The organism is Stenotrophomonas sp. CFBP 13718, assembly GCF_014842145.1.
Taxonomy (GTDB): Bacteria; Pseudomonadota; Gammaproteobacteria; order Xanthomonadales; family Xanthomonadaceae; genus Stenotrophomonas.
Genome location: NZ_JACYVC010000004.1, coordinates 36189 through 62677, shown reverse-complemented (window position 1 = coordinate 62677; position 26489 = coordinate 36189). Strand labels below are relative to the sequence as shown.

Genomic DNA, 26489 nt, shown 5'->3' with positions numbered 1-26489 from the left:
ACGGGGTCGGATCGGGTTCGCGTTGCGAGCGGGATCCGACCCCCATCCGTGGGGGCCATGCGATAATCGTCGCTTCCCCTCGCTGCACCCCGTGACCATGACCCGTACCGCGCTTGTCACCACCGCCCTGCCCTATGCCAACGGCCCCCTTCACCTGGGCCATCTGGTGGGCTACATCCAGGCTGACATCTGGGTGCGCGCGCGACGAATGAGTGGCGGGACCGCCTGGTTCGTCTGCGCCGACGACACCCATGGCACGCCGATCATGCTGGCGGCCGAGAAAGCCGGGGTCACCCCGGAGGCCTTCATCGCCAACGTGCAGGCCAGCCACGAACGCGACTTCGCCGCGTTCGACGTCGCCTTCGATCACTACGATTCGACCAATTCCGATGCCAACCGGGCGCTGACCGAAGCTTTCTATCTGAAGCTCGAAGCGCAGGGCCACATCGGCCGTCGCTCGGTGGCGCAGTTCTATGACCCTGCCAAAGGCATGTTCCTGCCGGACCGCTACATCAAGGGGATCTGCCCGAACTGCGGCAGCGCTGACCAGTACGGTGACAACTGCGAAGTCTGCGGCGCGACGTACAGCCCGACGGACCTGAAGGAACCGAAGTCGGTGATCTCCGGAGCGACGCCGGAAATCCGCGATTCGGAGCATTTCTTCTTTGAAGTCGGCCGTTTCGAGGGCTTCCTGCGCGAGTGGCTGTCCGGCGATGTCGCCCTGCCCGGCGTCAAGGCCAAGCTGATGGAATGGCTGGATGCCGACGGTGGCCTGCGTGCGTGGGACATCTCGCGCGACGCGCCGTATTTCGGCTTCCAGATCCCCGGCCACCCGGGCAAGTATTTCTACGTGTGGCTGGACGCGCCGATCGGCTACCTGTCCAGCTTCCAGACGCTGTGTGCGAAGACCGGCGTGGATTTCGAATCACACCTGCGCGCCGGCACGTCGACCGAGCTGCATCACTTCATCGGCAAGGACATCGTCAATTTCCATGGCCTGTTCTGGCCGGCGGTGCTGCATGGCACCGGCCACCGCGCGCCGACCCGCCTGCACGTCAACGGCTACCTGACGGTGGACGGGGCGAAGATGAGCAAGTCGCGCGGCACCTTCATCATGGCGCGCACGTTCCTCGATGCCGGGTTGGAACCGGAGGCGCTGCGTTACTACTACGCTGCGAAGTCCTCTGGCGGCGTGGACGACCTGGATCTGAACCTCGGCGACTTCATCGCCCGCGTCAACGCCGACCTGGTCGGCAAGTTCGTCAACCTGGCCAGCCGCTGCGCCGGCTTCATCGCCAAGCGCTTCGATGGCCAACTGGCCGCGCAGCTGCCTGACCCGGCGCAGTACGAACGCTTCGTCGAAGCGCTCGCGCCGATCCGCGAAGCCTACGAGCGCAACGACCCGGCGGCGGCGATCCGGCAGACCATGGCACTGGCGGACGAAGCCAACCGCTACATCGACGACGTCAAACCGTGGGTGATCGCCAAGCAGGAAGGCGCCGACGCGCAGTTGCAGTCGGTGTGCAGCCAGGGCTTGAACCTGTTCCGGGTGCTGGTGACCGCGCTGAAGCCTGTGTTGCCGGCCACCTCGGCACAAGCCGAAGCCTTCCTCGCCGCGCCGGTGACCGATTGGACCGCGCTGTCGCAGCCGCTGCTGGCCCACCGCATCAACGAGTACGTTCCGCTTTTCACCCGTATCGACCCGAAGAAAATCGACGCCATGACCGACGCCTCCAAAGACACCCTGCAGCCGACCCCGGCCGCGCCCGCTGCTGCTGCGAATGCCGTAGCCAAGCCGGCTGCCGCAGTTGCCGCTGCCCCCACGCCGACGAAGGACGACGGCGCGCCGGCCTACATCGGCATCGATGATTTCGCCAAGCTCGACCTGCGCATCGGCAAGGTCGTCGCGTGCGAATTCGTGGAAGGCTCGGACAAGCTGCTGCGCTTTGAACTGGATGCCGGCGAGCTGGGCACGCGGCAGATCTTCTCCGGCATCCGCGCCAGCTACGGCGAGCCGGAAAAGCTGGTTGGCCGCAGCGTGGTGTTCATCGCCAACCTGGCACCGCGCAAGATGCGCTTCGGCCTGAGCGAAGGCATGATCCTCTCGGCCGGTTTCGACGGCGGTGCCCTGGCCCTGCTGGACGCCGACAGTGCCGCGCTGCCGGGCATGCCGGTCCGCTGAAGCCCGGCATGGTCGCCACGGAGGGTGCGATGGAACTGGCGCTGTTCGACTTCGACCACACCATCACCACGCGCGATACCTACAGCCGTTTCCTGCGCCGTGTCGCGACGCCGGAACAGCGCGCACGCGCGTGGTGGACGGTGGGCCCGTGGCTGGCCGCGTACCGGCTACGGCTGATCTCTGCCGCGCGTATCCGCGCACGGGTCACCGCGCTGGTGATGCGGGACCGCCACGCAGACGATATCGCCGCGCTGGCCGCCGGCTATGCGCGCGACCTGCTGCCGGACATGGTGCGGCCGGAGATGCTGGAGCAGATCCGATGGCACCAGTCGCAGGGGCATACCGTGGCCGTGGTGTCGGCGTCGGTGGACCTGTACCTTCAGCCCTGGTGCACGGCGCTGGGCCTGCAGTTGATCTGCAACCGGCTGGAAAGCCGCGATGGTCGTCTGACCGGCTGCTACGCCGGCACGGATTGTGGCCCACGCAAGGCGCAGCAGATCCGTCAACGGTTCGACCTGGACCGCTACGCACGCATCCACGCCTACGGTGACAGCAGCGAAGACCGGCCGATGCTGGCCCTCGCCCATGACCGCTGGTACCGCGGAAAACCCCTGACCCCATGAGTCCCCTGCGCAGCCTTCGCCCCGCATGAGCACGATGCTTCCTCCATTGGTCGAGCGCCTTGACCGCCTGTTGCCGCAGACCCAGTGCGGCCAGTGCGGCTTCGAGGGCTGCCGCCCGTACGCCGATGCGATGGCCCGCCGCGTCGCTGGCGTGGAGCGCTGCCCGCCCGGTGGCGACGCCGGCGCGCGCGCACTGGCGCAGGTGCTGGGCGTGCCGGCCGTGCCCTTCGATCGCACCCGCGGCGCGCACAAGCCAGCGCAGGTCGCGCTGGTGGTGGAAGCAGACTGCATCGGCTGCACCAAGTGCATCCAGGCCTGTCCGGTGGATGCCATTGTCGGTGGCGCCAAGTACATGCACACGGTGATTGCCGACCTGTGCACCGGCTGCGAGCTGTGCATTCCCCCGTGCCCGGTGGACTGCATCGTGCTGGTGCCCGGTCGAAGGGACTGAACCCCTGCGACGCCCCCCATTTCCAGTCGCCGCAGGACGGTAGCGCCGACCCATGGTCGGCGAGCGCAACGGGCCCTTGGCGTGGACATGCCGCCGACCATGGGTCGGCGCGACAGGTCAGCGCATGCCCGCCGCCAACCCACCCCGCCCCACCTGCAGGCAGCCCTGCAGCTCCGGCCCTCGCGTTGACAGCGGGGCCCGGGCAACCGCCCTTACGGGACGGCGGCCGTCACCACGATCTCGACCTTCCACTCGGCGTGCGCCAGCTTGGCTTCCACGGTCGCACGGGCGGGCGTCATCCCTGCCACGACCCATTCGTCCCACGCCGCGTTCATGCCATCGAAATCCGCCATGTCGGCGAGGAAAATCTCCGCGCGCAGCACGTGCTGCTTGTCACTGGCCGCCTGACCGAGCAACTTGTCGATCTCTTCCAGCACCTGGCGGGTCTGCCCGGTGATGTCTTGGCTGGTGTCCTCGGGAATCTGTCCGGACAGGTAAGCGACCTTGTTGTGCACGGTCATCTCGGACATGCGCGGACCAACATCGAAACGCTCCAACATGGGCGTGGCTCCTCTTTGGACGAAACGGACCCCCATTGTCCTCCACCACGGCGCGACTGTGGGCAGTACATGGACATCAACGTGCGCTCATCCTCTGCACGCCATTCCGCTGGCAAAATCATCCAACCCGGCGCAAAGTGCGCAGCTTCGACGCATTGACGCCTCCGTCGCCATCCTTGGCCCACCTTCCCCCCATGACCGACACGACCGCGCCTTCTTCCACGACGTCACTGCGCGTCAAACGTGTGTTCGCCGTGCTGTTTCCGCTTGCGGTGCTGGCCTTGGCCCTGCATGGGCTGGCAGGCGCCTTCGATGCGCATGGGTACCGTGCCGTGCGCCAGGCCTTCCACGATTTCAGTGCAGGCCAACTGCTGCTGGCCGTGCTGTTGGGTCTGGCCAGCTATGCCTGCCTGATCGGCTTCGATGCGATCGGTCTGCATCGCAGTGGCGTCCGCGTGCACCCCGCGCGCATCGGCATTACCGCGTTCCTCGCCCATGCGCTTGGCCAGACCGTGGGATTCGCCGCGTTGACCGGCGGCGCCGTTCGCCTGCGGGGCTACCGCAGCGCTGGCCTGGACCTGGCACAGATCGGCCAGGTGGTGCTGATGAGCACGCTCGGTTTCGTCTTTGGTGCCTGGGTGCTGCTCGGTGTCGCCCTGAGCCTGGAACCGGCCGCGGCCGCGCTGGCGCTTCCCCTGCACAGCGGCGCGCTGCAGGCACTCGGCGTGCTGCTGCTGTTGGCGTATGCCAGCGCGGCGTTGCTGGTCGGCCGTCAGGGGCGCACCTTCTCGCTGCTCGGCCACGGCCTGTGGCTACCGGACCGCCGCACGATGCTGGCCGTCACCGCGCTCAGCATCGTGGAACTGGTCCTGGCCGCTGCGGCGTTCTATGTCCTGTTGCCCGACTCCGCACCGACCGGCCTGCCCGGCTTCGTCGGCCTGTACCTGGTCGCCGTGCTGGCGGGCCTGGTATCCACGGTACCCGCCGGGCTCGGCGTGTTCGAGTGGAGCCTGCTGAAACTGCTGCCGCAGGTTGCCCCCGGCGCGGTACTGGCCGCCGCCCTGGTCTATCGCATCACCTACTACGTGCTGCCGCTGCTGCTGGCCACCGTGCTGGCCGCAGCGCCCACGTTGCGTCGTCCCTTGCGTGCCAGCGCCGGCGTGACCCGCGCAGGCTGGAAGACCCTGCGCCCCTGGCTACCGAACATCATCGCGCTGGCGGTTTTCAGCGTGGGTGCGGCATTGATCGTGGACGGCACCCTGCCGGCCACACATCGCTACCTGCGTACCGCGTCGCTGCCGCTGCTGGAGACCTCGCACCTGCTGGGCAGCCTGGCGGGCGTGGTCCTGTTATTGATCGCCCAAGGCTTGGCGCGACGCAGCCATGCCGCCTGGATGTTGGCAGTGGCGATCTGCGTCGCGTCGCCGCTCCCGATCTGGCTGCGCGGCGGCCAGGTACTGATCGCGCTGGCCGCACTGGTGGTCGCGGTGGCGCTGTGGAGCGCGCGACGCGAGTTCTACCGCGAGGGCGCGTTGCTTGACCAGGCGTGGTCGTGGCCGTGGATCCGCAACCTGGGTCTGGTGCTGGTCGCGGTAGTGTGGCTGCTGTTCTTCGTCTACAGCCACGTCGAGTACCAGAATGAACTCTGGTGGCAGTTCGCCCTGTCCGGCAACGCCCCCCGCGCGCTGCGTGCGCTGCTGGTGGTGGCGATGGCCGTGGCCATCTTCGGCCTGGGCCGGCTGCTGCACAGCACGCGGGGCCCGTTGCCCCCGGCAGACGACGCGACACTGCAGGCGCTCGCGCCGGTGCTGGCACAGGCGATGGATACCCAGGCCTGTCTGGTTCTCACCGCGGACAAAGCGGTACTGCGCGATGCGCAGGGCCTGGGCTTCGTGATGATGCAGCGCCATGGCGGCTCGTTGATCGCCATGGGGGATCCGGTGGGCCCGCCGGACATCGCGCGCGCCCTGATCTGGCAGTTCCGCGAAGAAGCGGACCGGCTGGGGCTGCGGCCGGTGTTCTACCAGGTCGGCGAAGCGTACTGGCAGACCTACCTGGATCTGGGCCTTGGGCTGGTGAAGCTGGGCGAGGAAGCCATGGTGCCGTTGCAGGATTTCACCCTGGAGGGCCGCGACCGTGCTGATCTGCGGCAGGCCTGGAACCGGGGCAAGCGCAGTGGACTGACGTTCCGCGTCGCCGCCGCCGACGAAGTTCCTGCATTGATTCCGGCGCTCTCGCTGATCTCCACCGCGTGGCTGGACGACAAGGCGGGCGAAGAGAAAGGCTTTTCGCTGGGCAGTTTCGATCCCACCTACTTGGCCCGCTTTCCGATCGCGCTGGTCGAGGCAGAGGGGCGCATCGTGGCGTTCGCCAACCTATGGCACGCACCAGCGGGGCATGAGCTGTCGGTTGATCTGATGCGCCATTTGCCCGATGCACCGAAAGGCACGATGGACTTTCTTTTCATCGAGCTGTTCCTGTGGGCCCGCGCACAGGGCGATACACGGTTCTCGCTGGGCATGGCGCCCTTGTCCGGGCTGGCCACCCATCGCCTTGCGGGCCGGTGGAACCGCGTCGCTTCGCTGGTGGCGCGCCATGGTGAACGCTTCTACGGGTTCAGCGGGCTGCGCCGTTTCAAGTCCAAGTTCGCGCCGCAGTGGCGACCGCGCTACCTGGCCGCACCGGGTGGCGTCCATCTACCCGCTGCCCTGCTGGATGCCACCCGATTGATCTCGCTGGAACCGCGACGGTAGAGCCGACTTCAGTCGGCTGCTCCTGCTTCGCGGTGCCGACTGAAGTCGGCACTACCTGGCGGCTGCTGCGTCGCGTGCACCATCACGGGTAGAGCCGACTTCAGTCGGCTGCTCCTGCACCACGGTGCCGACTGAAGTCGGCACTACCGGGCGGCGGCTGCATCGCGTGCACCGTCACGGGTAGAGCCGACTTCAGTCGGCTGCTCCTGCTTCACGGTGCCGACTGAAGTCGGCACTAGCGGGCGGCTGCTGCATCGCGTGCACCATCACGGGTAGAGCCGACTTCAGTCGGCTGCTCCTGCTTCGCGGTGCCGACTGAAGTCGGCACTACCGGCGGCTGCTTGTGCTTCACGTTGGGGTTGACGATCAGCGGCCTGCCGCTTTCAGGATCTCGGCGGCCAGACGGTCGTGGTCGCCGTTGAAATGATGATCACCCGGTAGCTGCAGCACCCGCACGCTGCCCGGCGGCAGGTCGGGGCAGAGGGCATCCGTATCCTTGGCCCCATAGATGCACAGCGTTTTCGCAGCAGGCAGCTTCGCCACTTCGGGGGCAATCGGCAGGCCATCGTCGTTGCTGCCCAGCCAGTTGCTTACGTGGAACTCGAAGTCCGCCGTGCGCCCCACTGACATCAGCGCAATCAGATCGACCCGTGCCCGCAGCGCCGGGTCCAACTTGTTGATGCTCGCGGGCAGTACATCCGCGCCTTGCGAGAAGCCGACCAGCAGCAGATTGGGGCGCTGCCAGCGCTGCTGATAGTGTGTCGCGATGCGGGCAAGATCAGCAGCGAATCCCGCCGGTGTACGTGCACTCCAGAAATAGCGCAGTGAGTCCACCCCGGCTACGGCGACCCCGCGCGCGGCCAGTGCGGCGGCAACGTCCTTGTCCAGCCCGGCCCAGCCCCCATCGCCGGAGACGAAGATCGCCATCGTGTCACCTGCGCCCACCGCAGGCACTTCCACCACCGGCAGGTCGTCGAGCCCGGCCGGTGGCGGCGCAACGCTGACCCCCGGTGCCGCACCGATCACCCGCGCTGCGGCACGCAGCCCCGGCACCGCGTCACCGTCCGCGGTTCGCCGGAAGGACCGGGCACGTGCCACGTCGCGCAGCAGTGCGTGCTCTGCGTGTCCTTGCGCATCGCGTGCGTCCAACCAGGGCAGCGACAAAGCGCTGGCCTGCAGACGTCCTGCTGCAGTACCGGCGCCGCAGGTCATCCGCTGCCCTACAGGCGCCTCCGGTAGCTGCGTGGTCAGCAGTCCGGCGAACACGCCCGCATCGGCCTGGGCCGCCAGCGCATACGCGAAGGCCGCGCCCTCGCCGTCACCCGCCAGCAGGGGCAGCCGATAACCGGGCAGCCGCAGGTAGGCCTGCAGCCAGCGGGAAAAATTCTCGACATCACCAGAGCCGAACGCACAGTCGCCCGCGTGCTCTCGGCGCAGTGCGGCCTGCAACTGGCCCAGGTCGACCGCCACCACCAGCGCACCATCGTCGGCGAGCGCAGCACGTTCCCGCTGCGCAAGCGCCGCTTTGCCGGCTGCATGGAACCAGATCACCACCCGCTGCGGCGCCGTTTCCGGCTGCTGCACCGGCACCTGCTGGAAGCGGCCATGGCTGACCTGCAACGTGCCGGCATCGGCCGGCAGCGCCCCCAGCATCGTCAACATCAGCAGCATCCCGCTGCACGTCCCCGCAAACCGCATGCACTGCTCCCGACATCGGACAATGCCGCAACGATACGCCTGCGCGCGTGCGCTAGGCGATGCCGATCCTGTCGTGGTCATCCACCGGCAGGGCCCCGCGCCGCCACCCGGCCCATGCCACTGCCACCAGCCACGCGACGATGACCGCGATCACCAGCTTCTGTCCCGCACCGCGGGGCGGTGCACGCCACAGGACGTGCATCCACAGCAGCCCGAAGGCCAGCCAGGCCCACCACCACAACCGGGCGGCTCTGCGTTCCCAGCCGGGTTCGCAACGCAGATACCACGCCTGCAGCAGCATCGCCACGCTGGCGCACAGGAACGCGGTGTTGGCCGCCACGCCGTGGGCCAAGGGCCACACCAGCGGCGCATGGGTGGGCAGCCAACTGTCCCCGACCGCCACGCCGACCAGTCCCAGGGCCGCCATGGCGAACAGCAGCGCCGCCGCCCCACTGCGGCGAGGACCGCGGGCATACCGGAACAGGGCGGTGCCGAGCAGCACGAGCGCCAGCGCCAGCAGCGCATAGGCCAGCCGCAACAAGAGCCCCCATGGCCCACGCAGGTAGAGGCTCAACGTCGCCTGCATCCAATCCAGGTCATCACGAAGAAACTGCGTGGACAGTGCAATGGCGATGAAACCCGCCAAAGCGAACAGTGCAACCCCGCTCGCCGTGCGCAGCCCATCCTGGCGACTCACCTGGCGGCATCCTCAGGGTGCCGCGCCTGCCACTCGGCCAAGGCCTGCCGGTAACGCTGCAGTTCGTCGCTATACAGATCCAGCACGCACAGGGGGCAGCCGCTCCCGCAGCACTCGTTCGGGCCGGGCGCTTCTGGGGGAACAGGACGCGGATCGGAATCAGGATCAGCCACGCAGGCACGCCGACAACAAAGGGGCGGTCAGTGTAACGAGCCGATTCAGCGGCCCGCCACCCGCTGCAGGTTGTCCCGCGCAGGCGCATCGAAACGCTGGTGGAAGGTGTCACTGAGGAAAATGCGCGGCTGCCGCAGCACGCCGCGCAGGAAGCGCCGCCGTCCCGCCCGGTACAGGAAGCCGGGAACCGTCCCGGCATATTCCTCCGCCACGCCCCGATCATAGGCATCGAAGACCTCGGCGGGCGCGCCGAGGATGGCCATGTCGCAGTCCAGGAAGAGCGCGGCGTCCGCATCCACATCGGCCGGCTGCAGCCCACCATGCTGCGCCGTCAGCAGGATGAGCTCGCTCACTCTGCCCGCGTCGATACCTTCGTCCGGCAACCAGCGGGTGATCGCCTCCACCGCCAGGGCGGCAGAGCGCGCCTCGTTGTCCTTGCGACCGCTTTCATAGACGGCATCGTGGTACAGCACGGCGAGATACACCTCGCGTGGCTGTGCCCAGCCGGGGCCATCGGCAACCCACTGGCAGTGCTGCAGCAGCGCGCGCACATGGCCGAAATGGTGATACGCACGCGGCGGCGAGGCGTAACACGCTTCGAGCTCGGTCCATTGCGCGGCAGGCAGAACGATAGGCTGGAATTCCATGACCGCAGCATGGCCCGCCAGTCCCTGCGCACGCAAGCGCTGGCTAGTTTTTCACCACCCTTCACGATGCTTGCTGCGCTTGGGGCGGGAGCACTTATGCACAGCTTTATCGAGTGCTCGTCCACACCCGCTGTGGATGAAGCGCAACCGGCCGACGGGCGGTCTTGCGGGGGCACGCGCCGGCGCTAGACTCGCCCGAAGAGGCACCCGCGTGCCCACGGAGAACCGCCATGACGCGCTGGCCGGTGCTGCTGCTCGCTTTCTTCAGCGTGTCCGCCTTCGCGCTGCCCGTGACGCAGGGCGCTCCGGTGCAGGCGTTGGCTGCGGACACCCCACCATCGGCGTCGCAGATCGTCGCGGTGCCGCCCGGCCTGCAAGCGCTGCTGCGGCAACGGGTGATCTCCGCCGGACCCGACCGCGAAGCGCGCCTGCAGCAACTGGTCGAGATGATCTTCGCCCGCGACGGCATGGATCTTCAGTACGACGCCGCTGCAACGCTCACCGTCAGCGAGACCTGGCAGCAGCGACGCGCGAACTGCCTGTCCTTCACCCTGTTGTTCGTTGCCCTCGCGCGCAGCGCTGGCATCCAGGCCCGCGTGCAGGAAGTGGACCAGGTGGTGTCGTGGTATCAGGAAGAAGGCGTGATCTACAACGTCGGCCACGTCAACGCGGGGATCGAGGTCAACGGACGAAGCGGCACAGTGGACCTTGACCGCAACGTCCTTTATGACCGAAAGGGACCGCGCCCGATCGACGATGCGCGGGCCCTCGCCCATTTCTACAACAATCGCGGCGCAGTGCAGCTGGAGGCGGGCAACGTGGTCGCCGCGCGCGCATGGTTCGACGCTGCCCTGCGGCAATCGGCAGGCTTCAGTGCAGCCCTGAACAACCTCGCCGTGCTGGAAGGCCGCCAGGGAAACCTGCCGTTGGCGCGAGCGCATTACATGGAAGCGCTGCGCATTTCGCCCCGCCACACCCCCAGCCTGATCAACGCGAGCAGCCTGTTGGCCCGCATGGGCGACCGCGCGGGAGCAGCGCGCCTGCAGCAGCGCCTGCAGCACGTGCGGCAACGTGATCCCTTCGTGCAGTACCTGCTGGGGACGCAAGCCGAACGCGCGGGCGACAGTGATCGCGCCATCCATTTCTATCGCAGGGCGTTGCGGCTGTACGACAGCGCCCACCAGTTCCACTTCGCGCTGGCACGTGTCTACGTGATGGCCGGTGACCTGCCGCGCGCGGGGCGCGAACTGCAGCGCGCGCAGCAGCTGGGTGGAGCAGCGCAACAGTCGCGTTACCAGAGCAAACTGGACAGCCTGCAGCGCTGGCGGCACCAGCAGGCCGCCCATGCGGCGTTGTAGCGCCGAGCCCTGCCCGGCGGCGCGCGCATCAGGCTTTCTTGAGGAAGCAGACCTTCAGCACCAGGCCCTTGATCTTCTCCGAGTTGCCTTCGATGTGTTCGGCATCGTCTTCCACCAGGCGGATGTTGCGGATCACCGTGCCCTGCTTCAGCGGAATCGACGAGCCCTTGACCTTCAGGTCCTTGATCACGGTGACCGTGTCCCCGGCCGCCAGCACGTTGCCGTTGCTGTCCCGCACCACCACGCTGGAGCCGACACTCTCTTCAGCCGTCCACTCGAAGCCACAGTCGGCGCAGATCATCAGCGCGCCATCGGCGTAGGTGTTTTCCAGGGTGCATTGCGGGCAGGGAGGGGTGGCGGACATCGGGCGGGACCTTGCAGAATTTCGACAGCCCCCATTGTAACCGGGCGGCCCCCGCGCCCTGCCCTACCGCTGCGCCGGCCGGCGCGCTACAGTGCGCGGCCCTTGCAATCACGGAAGCCCCAACATGCGCCTGGGCATCGACTTCGGCACCAGCAACTCCGCCGCGGCCATCGTCCGCGATGGGCGGGTGGAGCCGATCCGCTTCGGCGACGCCGACCAGTTCCGGACCACGGTGTACTTTCCCGGCATCATGCAGGACCCCGGTGAGTTCACCCTTGAGCCAGGGCAGGAGCATGAGCTGCAGGAGCTGATCGACACCGCCGCGCGCGAAGCCCGTGCCGCCGGCCATCCGCGTCCGCTGGAAGCCCTCCGTCGCGAGGCCCTGCGCACCCTGCGCCGGCGGTGGATGGAGCGCCGCATGGCCGAACCACGCAGCTCCAGCCAACTGCTGCAGAACGCGGTGTATGGCGATGAGGCGCTGGAAGCCTACTTCGAAGAGAACGAGGGCAACCTGGTGCAGAGCCCGAAGTCGATGCTGGGCTACAACCTGCATCCGCGTGCTCGCCAGACCATCACCGGCATCGCCACGCACATCCTCGAGCACATCCGGCTCACCGCCAGCGCCCAACTTGGCGTGCCCGTGCGCGAGGCGCTGCTGGGCCGCCCGGTGCAGTTCCGCAGCTCGATCGGCGATGCCGGCAACGACCAGGCGCTGGACATCCTGCGCGAGGCAGCGGTCGCGGCCGGCTTCGACCAGGTCGACTTCCTGGAAGAACCCGCAGCGGCGGCAATGCATTACCACGCCACCAGCAGCGATGCCCATGACGCCGTGATCGTGGACATCGGCGGCGGCACCACCGACATCGCCCATGCGCGGGTGGGCGGCGGTGAAGCCCCGCGCATCCACCGGGCCTGGGGCATCGCCCGCGGCGGCACCGATATCGATCTGGCGCTGAGCCTGGCGGCGTACATGCCGTTGTTCGGCCGCGGCATCACCCGCGTGCCAACCCACCACTATGTGGAGGCGGCCACGGTGCAGGACATGACGCGCCAGCGCGACTTCCGCCAGCACGCCTACGATCACGTTGAAAACCCGTACGGCAGCCGCCTGCAGGCCCTGCAGGACACCGGCAATACCGCACGGCTGTACCGTGAAGTGGAGCGGGCCAAGATCAGCCTGAGCAGCACGCCCGCCCATGCCAGTCCGCTGCCGTTCATCGAAAAGGGGCTGCAGGCTGACACCTCGGCCGACGGCCTGGGACAGGCCGCACATGCCTACCTGGGGCAGCTGCAGGCGCTGCTGGCCCAGGTCCGGCAGGACATCGGGCATGACCCGGATGCGGTTTTCCTGACCGGGGGCATGTCCCGCGCTGGGTATCTGCGGCAGGTCGCGGCAGCGGCCTTCCCGGATGCCCGGCAGGTCCACGGCGATGCCTCGTTCGGCGTGGTGCAGGGGCTGGCATTGGCGGCAGCCGGCACCCCTTAACATATCCCGAAGCGATCCGCGTTAAACTCGACCGGCTTGACAACCATCCGCATATTCCGTCGGCGCACGTTCTACCTGCGTGCGCGATGTGTCACTGCGTGCAACGGCCCGTCCGCGGGCCTTCCGGCCATGGCTCCTGGCTCTGCCATGGCCACGCTTCCGAGCCGCGATCGAGACCATCCTTGGGCATTACGAAGGCCCACGAGGCCGTACAACCTGAGCAGGCGCCCGCCCCCATCGACTGCCGTCGATGCGATGCCGTCTGTTGCCGGCTGCCGGTGTGGTTGATGCCGGGCGATGACGTCCCCATCTGGTTCGTGGAAAGTGACGGCCGGGGCGGCCGTCGCATGGCGCAGAACGAAGAAGGCTGGTGCGCAGCCATCGACCCGTACCACCTGCGTTGCAGCATCTATACGCAGCGCCCCGCGATCTGTCGCCAGTTCAAGATGGGCGGCGATGACTGCCAGCGCGAACGGCAGGATTACCAGCACCAGGCAGATGCCTGGACCTCCCCCCACCCTTCACCCTGACAGGAGCAACCATGCCCCGCAAGGCAAAGACCCCCGCGAAGGCCAGCAACACCATCCGCAATGAGCGCAAGAGCGGTTCGTCCAGCTCTACGCCCAGCAGCAACAGCATCGCCGCCGACCTGGCCGCGTTCCGCAAAGCGGGTGGCAAGATCGAAGTACTTGGCAACACCTGGTCGCTGAAGAAAGCCAGCTGACCGTGTCGGCGACCGCGGCGGCTGCACCGCCGCGGCCGGCCTGCATGCCCTGCCGCTCAGCGGTCCAGGCGCACGCGTACCCCGCCCGAATGTGACTGCAGGCTGATATCGCCGTCGCCGCTCCCCAGCCGCGTGTCCAGCGTGCTGCCGGGACCATGCCGGGGCCGCTCCACGTTTCCGGCATCACTCTGGATGTTCCCACTGAAGCTGTCGATCGACAGCTGGGCCGACACGGTGGCCGGCACCCGCAGGGATATGGGCGCACTGACCGATTGCGCGCTGATCCGTCCGCCCGGCGCCAGCGCTGCCGCTGACAGATCGATGCGGCCGGACACCGTTTCCACCACCAGCCGCTGCGTGCGGCCCGCCTCTACGCCGACCTGACCCGACACCGTGGTCGCGCCGATCTCCCCCGACAGTCCGCCACCGGCACGGATGCTGCCGCTGACCGTACGCGCCTCCATGCGAGTGGTCTGCAACTCGGTGTCCACGTCACCGCTGACAGAGTTGAGGGTGCCTTCCGCACTGCGTCCGGCCGCTCGCACATCGCCACTGACCGTGTTGGCCTGCACCCGCTTGACATCGATGCCGGCGATATCGATATCCGCGCTGACCGTCCCCAGCTGCAGCTCTACCCCGCGCGGCACGAAGACCTCGAGCGTGGCCCCACCGCTGTTGCTGCGGCGGGGGTAGACCACTTCCCAACGCACGCGGCTGGCACTCTTTTCCGGCTTCAGCGTCAGCCCGTCGGACAACGTGCCGGTCAGCTGCACGTCGCGGCGATCCCAGCCGCGCACGGTGACCTTGCCGGCGATGTTGCTGATTTCGATCCGTCCGCCGGGCGCGATGGCATGGCGCTCATCGACACGCGTATCGGCCCATGCCGGTGAAGCAAGCAGCGCGAACGCAGACAACAGGAGAAAAGGGCGCATGGTCGTTACCTCGGGAAACAGGATCAGGTGGGCAGGCCGGAGGCAGCGCGTGTTGCCTGCCGGGTCAGTTCCAACCGCAGTGCGTAGGTGCGCTGCAGCTGTTCAAGAAGATGGCGCGAGCGCGGGCTCTGCTGCAACGCGTCGCGGATCTGGTCGGCGCCGTGGTCGAGTTCCACCAGCGCCGGCCGCCACTCCGGCGCATCCACCGGCGGCAGGGCCGCCATGGCCTGGCGGTACGCGTCGGTCATGACGGCCGCCTGCTGCTGCAACACCGTGGGCGCCGGCGGCGCGGCGGGTTGCAGTGGCAAGGGCAACACCCAGTACAGCGCCAGGCTGGCGGCCAGCGCAGCGCCTGCGGGCAGCGACCAGCGTGCATGGCGCAGGCGCCGCAACGGAATCACCTTCGCCCCGGGCTGTTCCTCCGCAGCGCGCACCGGCAGCACGGCCTGCAAGCGGGTCCAACCGTCGGCAGGCACGCGCATCTCGCGCGGCAGGTCCCGCAGTTGACGTAGCAGCGCCGTGTCCCGCGCGTGGTCAAGGTCATCGTGGTGCGTCATGTCATGTCTCCCAGTCGCGCACGCAGCAGGCCGCGCGCACGGTGCAGCTGCGCTTTTGAAGTACCCACCGCCATCTGCAGCTGTTCGGCGATCTCGTGGTGTTTCCAGCCCTCGATGTCATGCAGCACCAGCACCGCACGTGCACGTGGTGGCAAGTGGGCCAGGGCACGTTCCAGGTCACGTTCGGTACCGGCGCAGGGATCATCGACGCCCATCCCGGGCAGCTCCCGGTCCCTGTCCTCCAGGCTGTCATGGTCGTGGCGCCCCTGCGCACGCAGGTCCATCAGGGCGGCATTGACGCCGAGCCGATGCAACCAGGTGCCCAGGCTGCTCTCCATGCGGAACGCGGGCAGTGCTTTCCACGCCTGCAGGAAGGCCTCCTGCAGCGCATCTTCGGCGCGCGCCTGCTGCCCACCGCACAGTCGCCACAGCACCGCGAACAGACGCGGGGCATGCTGGCGATACAGCTGCTCGTAGGCCGCCACATCGCCGGCAACCGCCGCGCGTACCACGGCGTGCTCGTCGTAGGCGGCGGGGGAAGCGGTGTCGCGTTCTGGCGTCAGCGTATCGAACATGACCCTTGGATGCCGCCACGAAAGAAAAGGTTTAAAGCCGCCGGATTCAAACCTTTCTGCCGGTCAGGGCATCCAAGCCGTACACCCCACCGGCCCGCCATGGCCACGGAGCGACATGATGTCCACCCCTGCAGTCAGTGGCCTGCTGGCCATCCTCGTCTGCGCGCTGCTGCAGGGCAATCCCCTGCATCTGCGGATCAGCCTGCAGGCGCAGCAGGCCTGCCTGCTGCGTGGCGCCGACACGCTGGCCTGCACCGGCCTACCCGCAACGTGGCCGAAGGTCGAATCACGGGCTGTGCGCGCGTAACATCGTGCTCCCCCCGTGTCTGATTGGATGTTGTTGCATGGAGAAGTACCTGCCGCCGTGGACCCATGCCTGGCTTGAACAGGCCGAGCTGATCGGCATGGTCCTGTTGACCCTGCTGGCGGCGTGGCTGCTGCGCTTCATCGCCCGGCGGCTGATCCGCCGCTTCGCCGCCCATTACACGCTGCCGCTGGAAATGGTGATGGGCGCGCGGCGCTTGACCAGCTTCATCGTCTACTTCGGCGCGCTGCTGGTCATCCTGCACATCCTGGGCACGTCGGCGTCCGTGCTGTGGACCGCCTTCACCGGCTTTGCAGCGGTCGGCGCGGTGGCCTTCTTCGCCGCGTGGAGCGTGCTGTCGAACATATTCTGCACCCTGCTGATCTTCACCACGCGACCATTCCGCCTGCATGACTACATCGAAGTCCTGGAGAACGGCGAGAAGCCGGGCCTGAAGGGGCGCGTGATCGACGTCAACCTGATCTACACCACGCTGCAGGAAACCGGAGACGGCCATGAGGGCACGGTGCTGCAGCTGCCCAACAATCTGTTCTTCCAGCGTACGGTACGGCGTTGGCGGGATCCGTCCACCGCGCCTGGCGGCATCCAGGGCGACGGCTGAGCCCGTCCGCCCCCGAGCCGCCCTACCTCAACCTGCCCTACACCTTCCCAGGCCTACGCTGTCTGCTGGCAAACACGTGGAGGACAGGCCATGGCCACCGGATGGGCACAGGACGGCGCAGTACAGGACCAGATCGACGCCACCGTCGATGACGCCATCGCACGCGCGCGCAGCCAGCTCAAGCAAGGGCCTGGGCTGGAACACTGCGAAGCATGTGATGCACCGATTCCGCTGGCCAGGCGCCAGGCAGTGCCCGGCGTGCGCCTGTGCGTGTCCTGCCAGCAGGCACACGATGAAGACGAGCATGCCCAGTCCGGTTACAACCGGCGGGGCAGCAAGGACAGCCAGCTGCGCTGAGGGCGGCCCCGGCGGCGGTTACCAGACGAGGTCGTCGGGAATCTGGAACTGCGCGTAGTAGGCGTCATCTTCGGCGTTGCCGGTCGAAGCCACCGTGCTCTGGCCGGCCTGGCCATGATCGACCACCACCAGCTCCGGCGCACGCTCGCGCACCTTCTCCGCCGCAGCGCGCGGCAGCAGGGCATGGCCCTCACCGTTGGCCACGATGACCAGCGCACCGGCGGAAAGCGCCTTGCGCAGCTTGGCATCGATCCACAAGGTGCGGATCGCATCGCCGTCGCTGAAGCGATACTCGCTCTCGCCTGCATGCGGCACCGCGTGGGTCTTCACGATCTGCCGTGCCTGCGCCTTCTGCTCGGTCGCCCGCAGCTGCGCGTTGCGCTCGGCGGCGATGGCGCGGTCACGCTCGACCTTCTCCAGCCGGACCCGCTCGGCCTCACGCTGGACCTCGGCCGATGCATCCGGTGCCTTGCCCTGCCGGGCCTTGGCCTGGTCACGGGCGGCGGCACTGGCCTGCGACTTCTTCGCCAGCCCGGCCTTGAGCAATTGTTCCTGCAGCGCGTTGGGCTTTGCCATGATCGTGCCTGCAACTGTTCTATCGTAGGAGGCCCCCATGATACCGGAGCCCCGGCGGCCCCATGCCTTCGCTGAAATACCTGACCGGCTACCCCGATGCCCTGCTCGACCAGGTCCGCACCCTGTTGGCCGAAGACAAGCTGGGTGCCGTGCTGCAGCGCCGCTATCCGGAGCTGCACGAGGTGCGCAACGACCGCCAGCTGTACGACTACACCCAGGAGCTGAAAGACCGCTACCTGCGCAAATCGGTGCACCTCAACAAGGTCTGCTACGACAGCAAGCTGGAGGTGGTGAAGCATGCCCTCGGTACCCACACCGCGATCTCGCGCGTACATGGCGGGCGCCTCAAGGCCAGCCGGGAGATCCGCGTGGCCAGCGTGTTCCGGGAGGCACCGGCGGCGTTCCTGCGCATGATCGTGGTGCACGAGCTGGCCCACCTGAAGGAGGCCGACCACAACAAGGCGTTCTACCAGCTGTGCCAACACATGGAACCGGATTACCTGCAGCTGGAATTCGATACCCGGCTGTACCTCACCGAACTCGTCAACCGCCGCGGCTGAAGCAGCCGCGCGCCGCGACAGGTACACTGCGCGCCCCTTGGAGATCCCTGCCCCATGCTCCCGACCCGTCTGGACAAACGCCTCGCTGAACTGCTCGGTTGCCCCCGTGGCGAAGCCCGCCGCTACATCGAAGGCGGCTGGGTGCGCGTGGATGGGCAGGTGGTCGAGCAGCCGCAGGCGCAGGTGACCACGGAAACGGTGGAGCTGGATCCGGCTGCGCGCGACGAGAAATCCGAGCGCGTGACGATGCTGCTCGCCAAGCCGATCGATGCGGCTGCGCACACGCTGAGCGCGCTGATCACGCCCGAATCGCAGAGTCCGCTGGACCTGGGCAGCATCCGCCCGCTGCAGCGGCACTTCCACGGCCTGCAGTTGGCGGCCTCGCTGCCGGCGTCGGACAGCGGGCTGGTGGTCGTCAGCCAGGATCCCTTGATCATCACCCACCTGCAGCAGCAGCTGTCCCGCACCGAACAGGAGTTCCTGGTCGATGTGCAGGGCGAGCGGGCCATGTGGGACGTGGCGCGCCTGCAGACCGGGCTGAAGGAAAACGGCCGAACGATTCCTGGCTGCAAGATCAGCTGGCAGAGCGAACAGCGCCTGCGCTTCGCCGGCAAGGGTCTGCATCCGCGCATGCTGCGCGAAGCCTGCGCCATCGCCTCGATGGAGGTGGTTGCGATCCGCCGGCTGCGCATCGGCCGCGTATCACTGGGCAAGCTGGCACCGGGCCAGTGGCGCTATCTCGGCTCTGACGAGCGCTTCTGACGGCTGCACTCCCTCTGCACTGCGGTGCCGGTTACAGTCAGGGGATGACTGAACCCTTGCCCCTGTGGCGCCGGCTGCTGCGTGTAGTGGCCATCCTGATCTGCCTGTTGGTGCTGCTGGTGCTGTCGGGCCTGCTGCTGGCGGACCGGCTGACACCGCAGGCCCGTGGCACACCGTCGAGCGTGCTGCCGGTGCAACCGGCGCAGACCCGCATCGATCGCGAAATCAGTGCACTGCAGGCTGCCCATCCGGGCCAGTCCGGTGTGGCGTTCCTGTCCGATGGCCTGGATGCCTTCGCGGCCCGAGCGGTCATCACCGAGCGCGCCGAGCGCAGCCTGGACCTGCAGTACTACATCTGGCAGGACGACCTGATCGGCCACCTGATGGCGCGTGCCCTGCACGATGCCGCCGCGCGCGGCGTGCGCGTGCGCATCCTGCTTGACGACATGAACGCGCAGGACAAGGACGCGCTGATGATGGCGCTCGACCGGCATCCCAATATCGAGATCCGCCTGTACAACCCGTTCCGCAACCGCGCCGGGCTGTGGCGGCTGGTCGAAATGGTGCAGCGGTTTTTCTCGGTGAACCATCGCATGCACAACAAGAGCTGGATCGCAGATGGCCGCGTGGCCATCGTCGGCGGCCGCAACATCGGTGAGGAGTATTTCAGCGCGCGTCCGGACGTCAATTTCCGTGATCTGGATCTACTGGTCGCCGGCGAGGCCGTGGACGGCGCCAACCGGGTGTTCGACGACTACTGGAACAGCGAGGCCGCCGTGCCGATCGGCGCGCTGGCCTTCCACACGCCGGCCGAGCTGCGCCTGCTGCTGCGCGAGTCCGACAACGAGGCCAAGCGGGATGCCGCCACGCCCTACCTGAAGGAAGTGGCCGCATCGCGGCAGCGTGTCCGCGCCAGTGCGGCACCGCTGCACTGGAGTGCCAACGTCCGCATCGCGTCCGATCCGCCGATGAAGCACAAGCGCGACGACCAGCACAACTGGCTGGTCACCGATCTGGTGCGCATGATGACAAGCGCCCAGCACAAGGCGCTGCTGATCTCGCCCTATTTCGTGCCCGGCAACGAGGGGCTGGACGGCCTGTCGATGATGAGCGAGCGCGGCGCACAGGTGGGCGTGGTCACCAACTCGCTGGCGGCCAATGACGTAGTGGCCGTGCACGGGGGATACATGACCTACCGGGTACCGCTGCTGCAGGCCGGCGTGCAGCTTTACGAACTGAAAGCGCATGGCAAGGCAACCAGCTCGGGCCTGTTTGGCAGCAGTGGCGCCAGCCTGCACACCAAGGCCTTCGTGCTCGATGACCGGCATGGTTTCGTGGGCTCGTTCAACCTGGATCCCCGATCGGCCTACCTCAATACGGAAATGGGCGTGATCTTCGATGACCCGGTGTTGGCCGCGCAGCTGACGCAGGAGTACCTGCGCCTGTCCAGCCCGCAGCAGAGCTGGTGGCTGGGCCTGGATCCGGCCGGCGACGTGCGCTGGCTGGAACGCGACAAGTCGCCGCACTGGGTCACCACCGAGCCGGACAGCAGCCCGCGCATGCGCGCGAGTGCGCGCGTGATCAGTTGGTTGCCGCTGGAGTCGCAGCTCTAGACCGCGGCGCGCCGCTGCGCTCGCCGAGCGTGGCTCGGCGCTACCGGGCCGGGCGGGCTGCCGCTGCGCTCGCCGAGCGTGGCTCGGCGCTACCGGGCCGGACGGTGCGTCGCTGCGGCCGTGCGGAGTGCCTGTAGCGCCGAGCCGTGCTCGGCGGATGTGTCAGGCGTCGGCGTGCTCGTCCGCCAGGGTTTCCACTGATCGTCCATGCAGGCGGCGCCAGATCCACAACAGGGCATGCGCCGGGGTACCCGGCAGTTGCTCCAGCCAGGCCAGGCCCTGGCTCTGACCCATATGCCCATGTCGTGCCAACAGGCTGGCCGCTGCCGCCGCCCGTGCGAAGCGCAGGCTCTGTGCCAGGCCACTGCCGGCATGCTCGGGTTCCAGCGCCTGGTGCACCGGCAGGGGCAGCTCCCAGGCGGCGGCGATACGCTGCGCCACCGGCAACGTCCATTGGCGCAGCAGTGCTTCTGCACTGGGATAGTCCACGGCCACCTGCAGCGTCTCCGCTTCCTGCACCAGCGCCTTCATGACCAGCGCCGCGCCCAGCCCTTGGGTCAGCCCCAACCACTGGGCCGCAAACGGATCGCACTGGCTGACCGTACGGGCATGGTCAGCGGCCGCGCGCGATGACAGCAGCGCGTGCTCCCAGATGATGGTGCTGAACTGCGGAAACGCCTGGCACTGGATGTGCATCACCGGCTGTACCAGCACCGCGCTGATGATCTGCCGGATGCCTTCGGTGCCTACCAGGGTGATCGCGCGCTGCAGGCTGTCGACCGGTCGCTCCTGCATGCGGAACGCGGGACTGTTGGCGATCCGCAGCAGGTTGCCGGTCAACACCGGATCCTGGCCGATGATGGCGGCCGTGGCACGCGCCGAACCATCCGGATCGTTGACCGTCTGGATCAGCTGCGGCAGCAGTTGCGGCCGTCGCGGCAGCTGGCGGGCATTCCAGTCACTGCGCTGCAGGGCCTGCCGTGTCGCCTCCAGCAGGGCCTGGTTCGGCGGGCAGCCGCCGTCGAGCGCCGGGTGCAGGGCCAGCGCGTACAGGCCCGCATGCAGTCGCGCCTCCGCATCGTCCTGCGCGACCGGTGCAAGGGAGTCGGCGACGCGCTGGACCTGCTCTGCATAGTCAGCGCGCTGATGCAGCCGCGATGAGGTCCGCCCGGGCGGGCGCCCGAACAGGGCCCACCACCAGCGCGCAAACCCCGTCATCGACCGGCCCCGCCGGGTAGCAGGCGGACGCGTTCCGTGCCGCAGCAGCCGACCCACCCCATATTGGTCACCACACCTGCCACTGCACCCATCCTTTCGCATGGCGGACATCGCCGTGTCTCCAGCATCGGCCCCACGGGCGGCTTCTTTAGGCCGGCACGTGCCAGCGCCGGGATGTGAACAGCGGGGCGGCAGGGAATGGACTAGAATGGCGCCGCGCGACCCGTCTCCAGAACTGACGAAGTCGCTTTTTTTGTTTCTGCACCCTCATCGTTGCCGGCGTGTTCGAAGTGGTTCGCCGCTGATCACGTCAACGGAGTCGCCATGTTATTCGAAACCCTCGCAACCACCGGTCATGAACAGGTGGTGTTCTGCCACAACCCGGACGCCGGTCTGCGGGCCATCATCGCCCTGCACAACACCACGCTGGGCCCCGCCCTGGGCGGTGTGCGCATGCGCCCGTACGCCAGCACCGACGAGGCGCTGGCCGACGTGCTGCGGCTCAGCCGGACGATGACGTACAAGAACGCGCTGGCCGGCCTCAATGTCGGTGGCGGCAAGGCGGTGATCATCGGCGACCCGCGCACGGACAAGACCGAAGTGCTGCTGCGCGCGTTCGGCCGCCAGGTCGATGCGCTGGGCGGTCGTTACATCACCGCCGAAGACGTCGGCACCGATGTCAACGACATGGAAAACATCTACCTGGAAAGCCAGTTCGTCACCGGCGTGCACCAGGTGCACGGCGGATCCGGTGATCCGGCGCCGTTCACGGCCTACGGCGCGCTGCAGGCCCTGATGGCCTCGCTGCAGACCAAGCTGGGCCATGAAGAAGTGGGCAAGACCAGCATCGCCGTGCAGGGCCTGGGCCACATCGGCATGGAGTTCGTGAAGCTGCTGCGTGACCGGGGGGCGAAGCTGTTCGTCACCGATCTCAACCCTGCGCTGGTCGAGCGCGCCGTGACCGAGTACGGCGCGGAGGCGGTCAAACCCGATGAAATCCACGAGGTGAACGCGGACGTGTTCGCACCGTGTGCGCTGGAAGGCGCGATCAGCCTGGATGTGCTGCCGCGTCTCAAGGCCCGCATCATCTGTGGCACCGCCAACAGCCAGCTGGCCAGCCCCGACGTGGGCGACGAACTGCATGCGCGCGGCATCCTGTACGCACCCGACTACGCCGTGAATGCCGGCGGCGTCATGAACGTCTCGCTGGAAATCGACGGCTACAACCGCGAGCGCGCCATGCGCCTCATCCGCAGCATCTACCACAACCTCGGGCGCGTCTTCGAGCTGTCGCAGCGCGAGAACATCGCCCCACCGCGCGCCGCTGATCGCATCGCAGAAGCGCGCATCCAGTCCATCGGCAAGCTCAAGATGCCGCTGGGCCGCGCCACGCCGCGCCTGGGTGACCTGCGCGCCGGCTGAGCCTCCCGCGCCGGTGACGCCGACGGTAGAGCCGACCGGTAGAGCCGACTTCAGTCGGCTGCCCTTCGCCGCCACCCCGGCAGCTAAAACCGACCGGTAGAGCCGACTTCAGTCGGCTGTCGTTTGTTGTCGCCGCGGCAGGTGCAGCCGACTGAAGTCGGCTCTACCCGTCGGCTGCCGTTTGTTGTCGCCGCGGCAGGTGCAGCCGACTGAAGTCGGCTCTACCCGTCGGCTGGCGTTTGTTGTCGCCGTGGCAGGTGCAGCCGATTGAAGTCGGCTCTACCCGCTTGTCGCCGGTCAGAACCCGGCGGCGTAGCGCATGGCCACCTGCGATACATCCAACCCGCCGCCAAAGCGCTGGTCATACCCAAAGGTCAGCCGCCCCTGGCGACCGAGCCAGGTTTCCAGCGCAATGCCTGCCAACCCGGATGCGCGCGGCAAGCCACCCGCCGTCAACGGCGCGAACGCATCAATGCCGGTAAAGCTGGCCTGCGGATCGAATCCATCGCGGGACAATTCCTGCTGCCATTCGGTATAACCGCGCAGCGTCCATGCATGCCACTGGCGCTCTGCACGCAGGCCCAGCATCGCCAGGCTGCGACGGGCCGTATTGTCCTGCGTGCGCAGGCCGAAGCCCAGACCGCCCTGCTCGCTGAAACCGTCCGAGCGGACCTGCACCACGCTTGCCGCAAGATAAGGGGTCAGCGCAGCACGCGCGGTGCCGAACCGCAGGCCGGATTCGACGCTCGCGCTGCCGAAACGGCCGCCGTAGCGCGCACCCGCCGCCAACGCCGTACTGCCCAGCAGCAGCTGCCGATCCACCTGCCGCTGGAACTGGCCGACCCCCAGTTGCGCCAGGGCATAGCCGCGTCCCGCCGTCCATCCTGCGTAGAGCTGCCCCTGCGCCTGCCGATCACGCCCGGTGCCGCCGTTGTCCGTGCCACCGGCCGCACTGCGTAGTTCGCCGAAGGCCACGCCCAGCACACCGTTGCCTGCCAGCGCCGTTTCCTGGCCGACCATCCAGCCATCACTCTGCGTCGCGTTGCCGGCGAAGTGGCCCTGCCCCGCTTCACCCAACGCGCTCTGCCACGCACCGCGCACCGCAGGCGCGGCCTGCACCTGGCCGAAGCGGCTGGCGATCGCGCGCCGGCTCATGTCGATGCTGTCGAACGTCGCCTGGGCCGCCACCGCGTGCGCCTTGCCGGACAGGCTGTCCAGGCTCTGCGCCAGCCCGCTAGCGCCGCCGTTCACGCGCTGCAGGTCGGCAGCCGCACCGGCAAACGCACTGGCCTGCGCAGCGCCATTACCATCGAGCTGCTCAAAAGCCCGCTCCACCCGCTGCGCGGAAGCCATCGCCTGCGCGTCCAATGACGCCGCGCCTGCGGCCGCCACCACGCTCACCCGCGTCAGCTCCAGCCATGCCGACGTACTGTCATAGCCGTAGCGCGATTCCAGAAGCGAAACCCCGTTCTGCCCACTCGCGGCCGTGTTGAACTGCCCGGACAGTCCCCCCTGTGCGCGCAGCAGCGCCTGCCGGCGGCCATCGGCCGGGACGTAACCGGCGATGACGCCGTTGACCAGCACCCCCCCGCCCTGCAGCGTGGCCGTGCCGGTCACCTGCAGTGGATTCACGCCCAGCGCCACCATCAGCTGGGCCCCGTCACGCTGCACGTAATTGCCCTCGATCGTGGCGTCGGCGTTCGCACTGGTCAGGATCACGCTGGCCCCGTTGTCCACGTTGCCGATCACACGGGTACTGCCGTTCATGAACTGCAGCCCCGCGCCACTGGCATTGCCGGACTGCGGCAGGATGCTGACGCTGGAACTGATCGAGGCCCCATCCCGCAGGGCCAGCGTGCCCTGCTCGATGCGCGTGCTGCCGGAATAGGTATTGCGTCCCGCCAGCCCCAGCGCGCCTGCACCCTGTTTGATCAGGCCACCCGTGCCACTCATATCGTTGCGCCACACCGAATCCAGTCCGAGCCGATCGACGTTGACGGTGACGTCGCCCCAGTCGAGGCGGCCGGGACCGTCCACCGCCTTGCCGACGTTGAGCAGCCCATTGCCGAACACCGGATCGACGCCGGCCGCGCCGAGATCGGTGGCAGTGCCGAGCAGGGTCTGCCGGACCAGGTCGTTGCTGAAATAAGGAAAGCGCTGCCAGACCAGTGCGGCTGCGCCGGAGACCAGCGGGGCGGCATACGACGTGCCCCAGCCGTAATAAAACGTAGCGGCCTGCGTGGTCGCCTGCGGATCCGGATATACCGCCGTGCCAGGCGCGGCCAGGCAGTAGCTGGCCGCCTCGCCGCACGCATTGGCGTAGTTCGCCAGCTCGGTCGGATTCACCGTGTCCACGGCGGTCACCGCCAGCCAGCCGCGTGCCAGATCCGCAGCGGGCAACGTGCCGCCGCTGCCGGGGCGGCTGGGCAGGGCCGCCATGTTGGAGGGCGTGTTCCTGCCGTCGTTGCCGGTGGCGAACACCACCAGCCCATCGTTGCCGATGATGAAGGACCGGTACTCGTCGGCGATCTGCGCGGTGGTCGCGGGGCTGGTCCAGTACAGGCCGCCCCAGGAGTTGTTCATCACTTTCACACCGGCCGCGATCAGGTCGCGGTGAACACCGGCCAAGCCGATCGGGCCGTCGACCTGGTTACCGGAGCCTGACCCATCATCCACCGGCCGCGTGTCGGCGATGATCCGTGCCGACACCACCTCGGCGCCGGGCGCCACGCCCACCTGCGCACCGGCGTAAGAGCCACCGGCGGCCAGCATGGCAACGGTGGTGCCGTGCCCGACCACATCGTCACGCGTCAGGTCGTTGGCCCGTGGGTCGACGTAGCTGTAACTGGCCGCGACACGTCCCGCCAGCGCGGGATGGCTGCGATTGACCCCGGAGTCGACGACACCAATGCGCACGCCCTGGCCGGTCAAGCCGGTGCCGAGCGCATTCACCGCCGTCAGGTGGCGTTGCAGGCTGGGTTGCGGCGGCGGCGGTGGATCAGGCGTCACCGGCGGCGGCGTGGTCGGCGGCGGCGTGACAGGCGGTGTGACCGGCGGCGGCACAGGGGGATCCACGCGGACATTGCCGCCCCCGCCACCTCCGCCACAGGCCGTCAATGCAGCCACCAGTGCAACGGCCAGTGCGGACCGGACGGCCCCGCGATACGACTCGTGAACGTGCGTCATCCCTGCATCCCCGTCGATGGTGTCGAGTAGTGCCGTCGCCGCTACGTGTGAGCCTACGTGGACAGCAGCGGTCAGGGGCACCGCCTAT

The 26489-nt window shown here is 67.9% G+C and carries 27 protein-coding genes; 15 read left to right on the top strand and 12 right to left on the bottom strand.

All coding sequences use genetic code 11. The features are described 5' to 3' along the window. Window positions 1–97 precede the first annotated feature (97 nt). Genes metG through rnfB form a run of 3 tightly spaced genes read left to right on the top strand, consistent with a single transcriptional unit; the run spans window position 98 to window position 3256 of the window. Complete coding sequence (metG, locus tag IFT58_RS08320; protein WP_192081892.1) at window positions 98–2182, top strand: methionine--tRNA ligase; 2085 nt, start codon at window positions 98–100, stop codon at window positions 2180–2182. A gap of 29 nt (window positions 2183–2211) precedes the next feature. After that, entirely contained in the window at window positions 2212–2805 is a 594-nt protein-coding gene (locus IFT58_RS08315; protein WP_192081915.1) for an HAD family hydrolase, read from the top strand. Window positions 2806–2830: 25 nt separating this feature from the next. Beyond that, complete coding sequence (gene rnfB, locus IFT58_RS08310; RefSeq protein ID WP_192094445.1) at window positions 2831–3256, top strand: Rnf electron transport complex subunit RnfB; 426 nt, start codon at window positions 2831–2833, stop codon at window positions 3254–3256. A 212-nt stretch (window positions 3257–3468) separates the two neighbouring features. On the opposite strand, the gene IFT58_RS08305 is transcribed toward rnfB, so the two are convergent. After that, on the bottom strand, window positions 3469–3816 hold the full coding sequence (locus IFT58_RS08305) for a RidA family protein (RefSeq protein ID WP_188326633.1): 348 nt from the start codon (window positions 3814–3816) through the stop codon (window positions 3469–3471). A 194-nt stretch (window positions 3817–4010) separates the two neighbouring features. Here IFT58_RS08305 and mprF point away from each other — a divergent pair, with 194 nt between their 5' ends. After that, a complete protein-coding gene (gene mprF / locus IFT58_RS08300; RefSeq protein ID WP_192094444.1) occupies window positions 4011–6569 on the top strand; it encodes a bifunctional lysylphosphatidylglycerol flippase/synthetase MprF in 2559 nt (852 codons plus the stop codon). Between the two features lie 366 nt (window positions 6570–6935). Here mprF and IFT58_RS08295 read toward each other — a convergent pair whose 3' ends face one another. Genes IFT58_RS08295 through IFT58_RS08280 form a run of 4 tightly spaced genes read right to left on the bottom strand, consistent with a single transcriptional unit; the run spans window position 6936 to window position 9785 of the window. After that, window positions 6936–8267 carry a virulence factor family protein gene (locus IFT58_RS08295; protein ID WP_192094443.1) on the bottom strand — a complete coding sequence of 444 codons (1332 nt, stop codon included), beginning with the start codon at window positions 8265–8267 and terminating at the stop codon, window positions 6936–6938. A 52-nt stretch (window positions 8268–8319) separates the two neighbouring features. Beyond that, the gene (locus IFT58_RS08290; protein WP_342029543.1) at window positions 8320–8964 is read right to left on the bottom strand and encodes a DUF998 domain-containing protein; all 645 of its coding nucleotides are present in this window, start codon (window positions 8962–8964) and stop codon (window positions 8320–8322) included. After that, window positions 8961–9137: an oxidoreductase-like domain-containing protein gene (locus IFT58_RS08285; protein WP_192081896.1), complete on the bottom strand. Its 177-nt coding sequence runs from the start codon at window positions 9135–9137 to the stop codon at window positions 8961–8963. Before IFT58_RS08285 ends, IFT58_RS08290 begins: the two co-directional genes overlap by 4 nt. Window positions 9138–9182: 45 nt before the next feature. Further along, entirely contained in the window at window positions 9183–9785 is a 603-nt protein-coding gene (locus tag IFT58_RS08280) for a hypothetical protein (protein WP_188326629.1), read from the bottom strand. 230 nt (window positions 9786–10015) lie between these two features. Between IFT58_RS08280 and IFT58_RS08275 the strand changes: the two genes are divergently transcribed. Then, window positions 10016–11143: a transglutaminase-like domain-containing protein gene (locus IFT58_RS08275; protein ID WP_192094442.1), complete on the top strand. Its 1128-nt coding sequence runs from the start codon at window positions 10016–10018 to the stop codon at window positions 11141–11143. Between the two features lie 28 nt (window positions 11144–11171). Here IFT58_RS08275 and IFT58_RS08270 read toward each other — a convergent pair whose 3' ends face one another. After that, window positions 11172–11507 (bottom strand): zinc ribbon domain-containing protein YjdM, encoded by a 336-nt coding sequence (locus IFT58_RS08270; RefSeq protein WP_188326627.1) that lies wholly within the window; start codon window positions 11505–11507, stop codon window positions 11172–11174. Between the two features lie 124 nt (window positions 11508–11631). On the opposite strand from IFT58_RS08270, the gene IFT58_RS08265 reads away from it, so the two are divergent. From IFT58_RS08265 to IFT58_RS08255, 3 genes are all read left to right on the top strand, one after another. Continuing rightward, on the top strand, window positions 11632–12993 hold the full coding sequence (locus tag IFT58_RS08265; RefSeq protein ID WP_192094441.1) for an Hsp70 family protein: 1362 nt from the start codon (window positions 11632–11634) through the stop codon (window positions 12991–12993). 236 nt (window positions 12994–13229) lie between these two features. Beyond that, a complete protein-coding gene (locus IFT58_RS18785) occupies window positions 13230–13523 on the top strand; it encodes a YkgJ family cysteine cluster protein (protein ID WP_188327220.1) in 294 nt (97 codons plus the stop codon). Window positions 13524–13534: 11 nt separating this feature from the next. After that, window positions 13535–13717 carry a hypothetical protein gene (locus IFT58_RS08255; protein WP_188326625.1) on the top strand — a complete coding sequence of 61 codons (183 nt, stop codon included), beginning with the start codon at window positions 13535–13537 and terminating at the stop codon, window positions 13715–13717. Window positions 13718–13773: 56 nt separating this feature from the next. Here IFT58_RS08255 and IFT58_RS08250 read toward each other — a convergent pair whose 3' ends face one another. From IFT58_RS08250 to IFT58_RS08240, 3 genes are read right to left on the bottom strand one after another with little or no spacing between them, the layout of a single operon-like run. Then, complete coding sequence (locus tag IFT58_RS08250; protein WP_188326624.1) at window positions 13774–14649, bottom strand: DUF4097 family beta strand repeat-containing protein; 876 nt, start codon at window positions 14647–14649, stop codon at window positions 13774–13776. A 23-nt stretch (window positions 14650–14672) separates the two neighbouring features. Further along, on the bottom strand, window positions 14673–15206 hold the full coding sequence (locus IFT58_RS08245) for a hypothetical protein (RefSeq protein ID WP_192094440.1): 534 nt from the start codon (window positions 15204–15206) through the stop codon (window positions 14673–14675). Further along, entirely contained in the window at window positions 15203–15781 is a 579-nt protein-coding gene (locus IFT58_RS08240; RefSeq protein WP_192094439.1) for a sigma-70 family RNA polymerase sigma factor, read from the bottom strand. Before IFT58_RS08240 ends, IFT58_RS08245 begins: the two co-directional genes overlap by 4 nt. 118 nt (window positions 15782–15899) lie before the next feature. Between IFT58_RS08240 and IFT58_RS08235 the strand changes: the two genes are divergently transcribed. The 3 genes from IFT58_RS08235 (at window position 15900) to IFT58_RS08225 (ending at window position 17064) form a co-directional block, all read left to right on the top strand. Next, on the top strand, window positions 15900–16088 hold the full coding sequence (locus IFT58_RS08235) for a hypothetical protein (protein ID WP_192094438.1): 189 nt from the start codon (window positions 15900–15902) through the stop codon (window positions 16086–16088). A 97-nt stretch (window positions 16089–16185) separates the two neighbouring features. Beyond that, a complete protein-coding gene (locus IFT58_RS08230) occupies window positions 16186–16707 on the top strand; it encodes a mechanosensitive ion channel family protein (protein WP_223203042.1) in 522 nt (173 codons plus the stop codon). A 90-nt stretch (window positions 16708–16797) separates the two neighbouring features. Beyond that, a complete protein-coding gene (locus IFT58_RS08225; protein WP_192081904.1) occupies window positions 16798–17064 on the top strand; it encodes a DksA/TraR family C4-type zinc finger protein in 267 nt (88 codons plus the stop codon). Window positions 17065–17082: 18 nt separating this feature from the next. Here the strand turns inward: IFT58_RS08225 and IFT58_RS08220 are convergent, their stop codons facing one another. Then, window positions 17083–17640, bottom strand: coding sequence for a DUF2058 domain-containing protein (locus IFT58_RS08220; RefSeq protein ID WP_192081905.1), 558 nt, complete (start codon window positions 17638–17640; stop codon window positions 17083–17085). A gap of 62 nt (window positions 17641–17702) precedes the next feature. On the opposite strand from IFT58_RS08220, the gene IFT58_RS08215 reads away from it, so the two are divergent. From IFT58_RS08215 to IFT58_RS08205, 3 genes are read left to right on the top strand one after another with little or no spacing between them, the layout of a single operon-like run. Next, entirely contained in the window at window positions 17703–18200 is a 498-nt protein-coding gene (locus IFT58_RS08215) for a M48 family metallopeptidase (protein WP_192094437.1), read from the top strand. 54 nt (window positions 18201–18254) lie between these two features. Next, entirely contained in the window at window positions 18255–18962 is a 708-nt protein-coding gene (locus IFT58_RS08210; protein WP_188326616.1) for an RNA pseudouridine synthase, read from the top strand. A 44-nt stretch (window positions 18963–19006) separates the two neighbouring features. Further along, a complete protein-coding gene (locus IFT58_RS08205) occupies window positions 19007–20575 on the top strand; it encodes a phospholipase D family protein (RefSeq protein WP_192094436.1) in 1569 nt (522 codons plus the stop codon). Window positions 20576–20737: 162 nt separating this feature from the next. Here IFT58_RS08205 and IFT58_RS08200 read toward each other — a convergent pair whose 3' ends face one another. After that, on the bottom strand, window positions 20738–21793 hold the full coding sequence (locus IFT58_RS08200) for an HDOD domain-containing protein (RefSeq protein WP_192094435.1): 1056 nt from the start codon (window positions 21791–21793) through the stop codon (window positions 20738–20740). A gap of 324 nt (window positions 21794–22117) precedes the next feature. On the opposite strand from IFT58_RS08200, the gene IFT58_RS08195 reads away from it, so the two are divergent. Further along, entirely contained in the window at window positions 22118–23215 is a 1098-nt protein-coding gene (locus IFT58_RS08195; RefSeq protein ID WP_188326613.1) for a Glu/Leu/Phe/Val dehydrogenase, read from the top strand. 297 nt (window positions 23216–23512) lie between these two features. Here the strand turns inward: IFT58_RS08195 and IFT58_RS08190 are convergent, their stop codons facing one another. After that, the gene (locus IFT58_RS08190; protein WP_192094434.1) at window positions 23513–26401 is read right to left on the bottom strand and encodes an autotransporter serine protease; all 2889 of its coding nucleotides are present in this window, start codon (window positions 26399–26401) and stop codon (window positions 23513–23515) included. Window positions 26402–26489 lie beyond the last annotated feature (88 nt).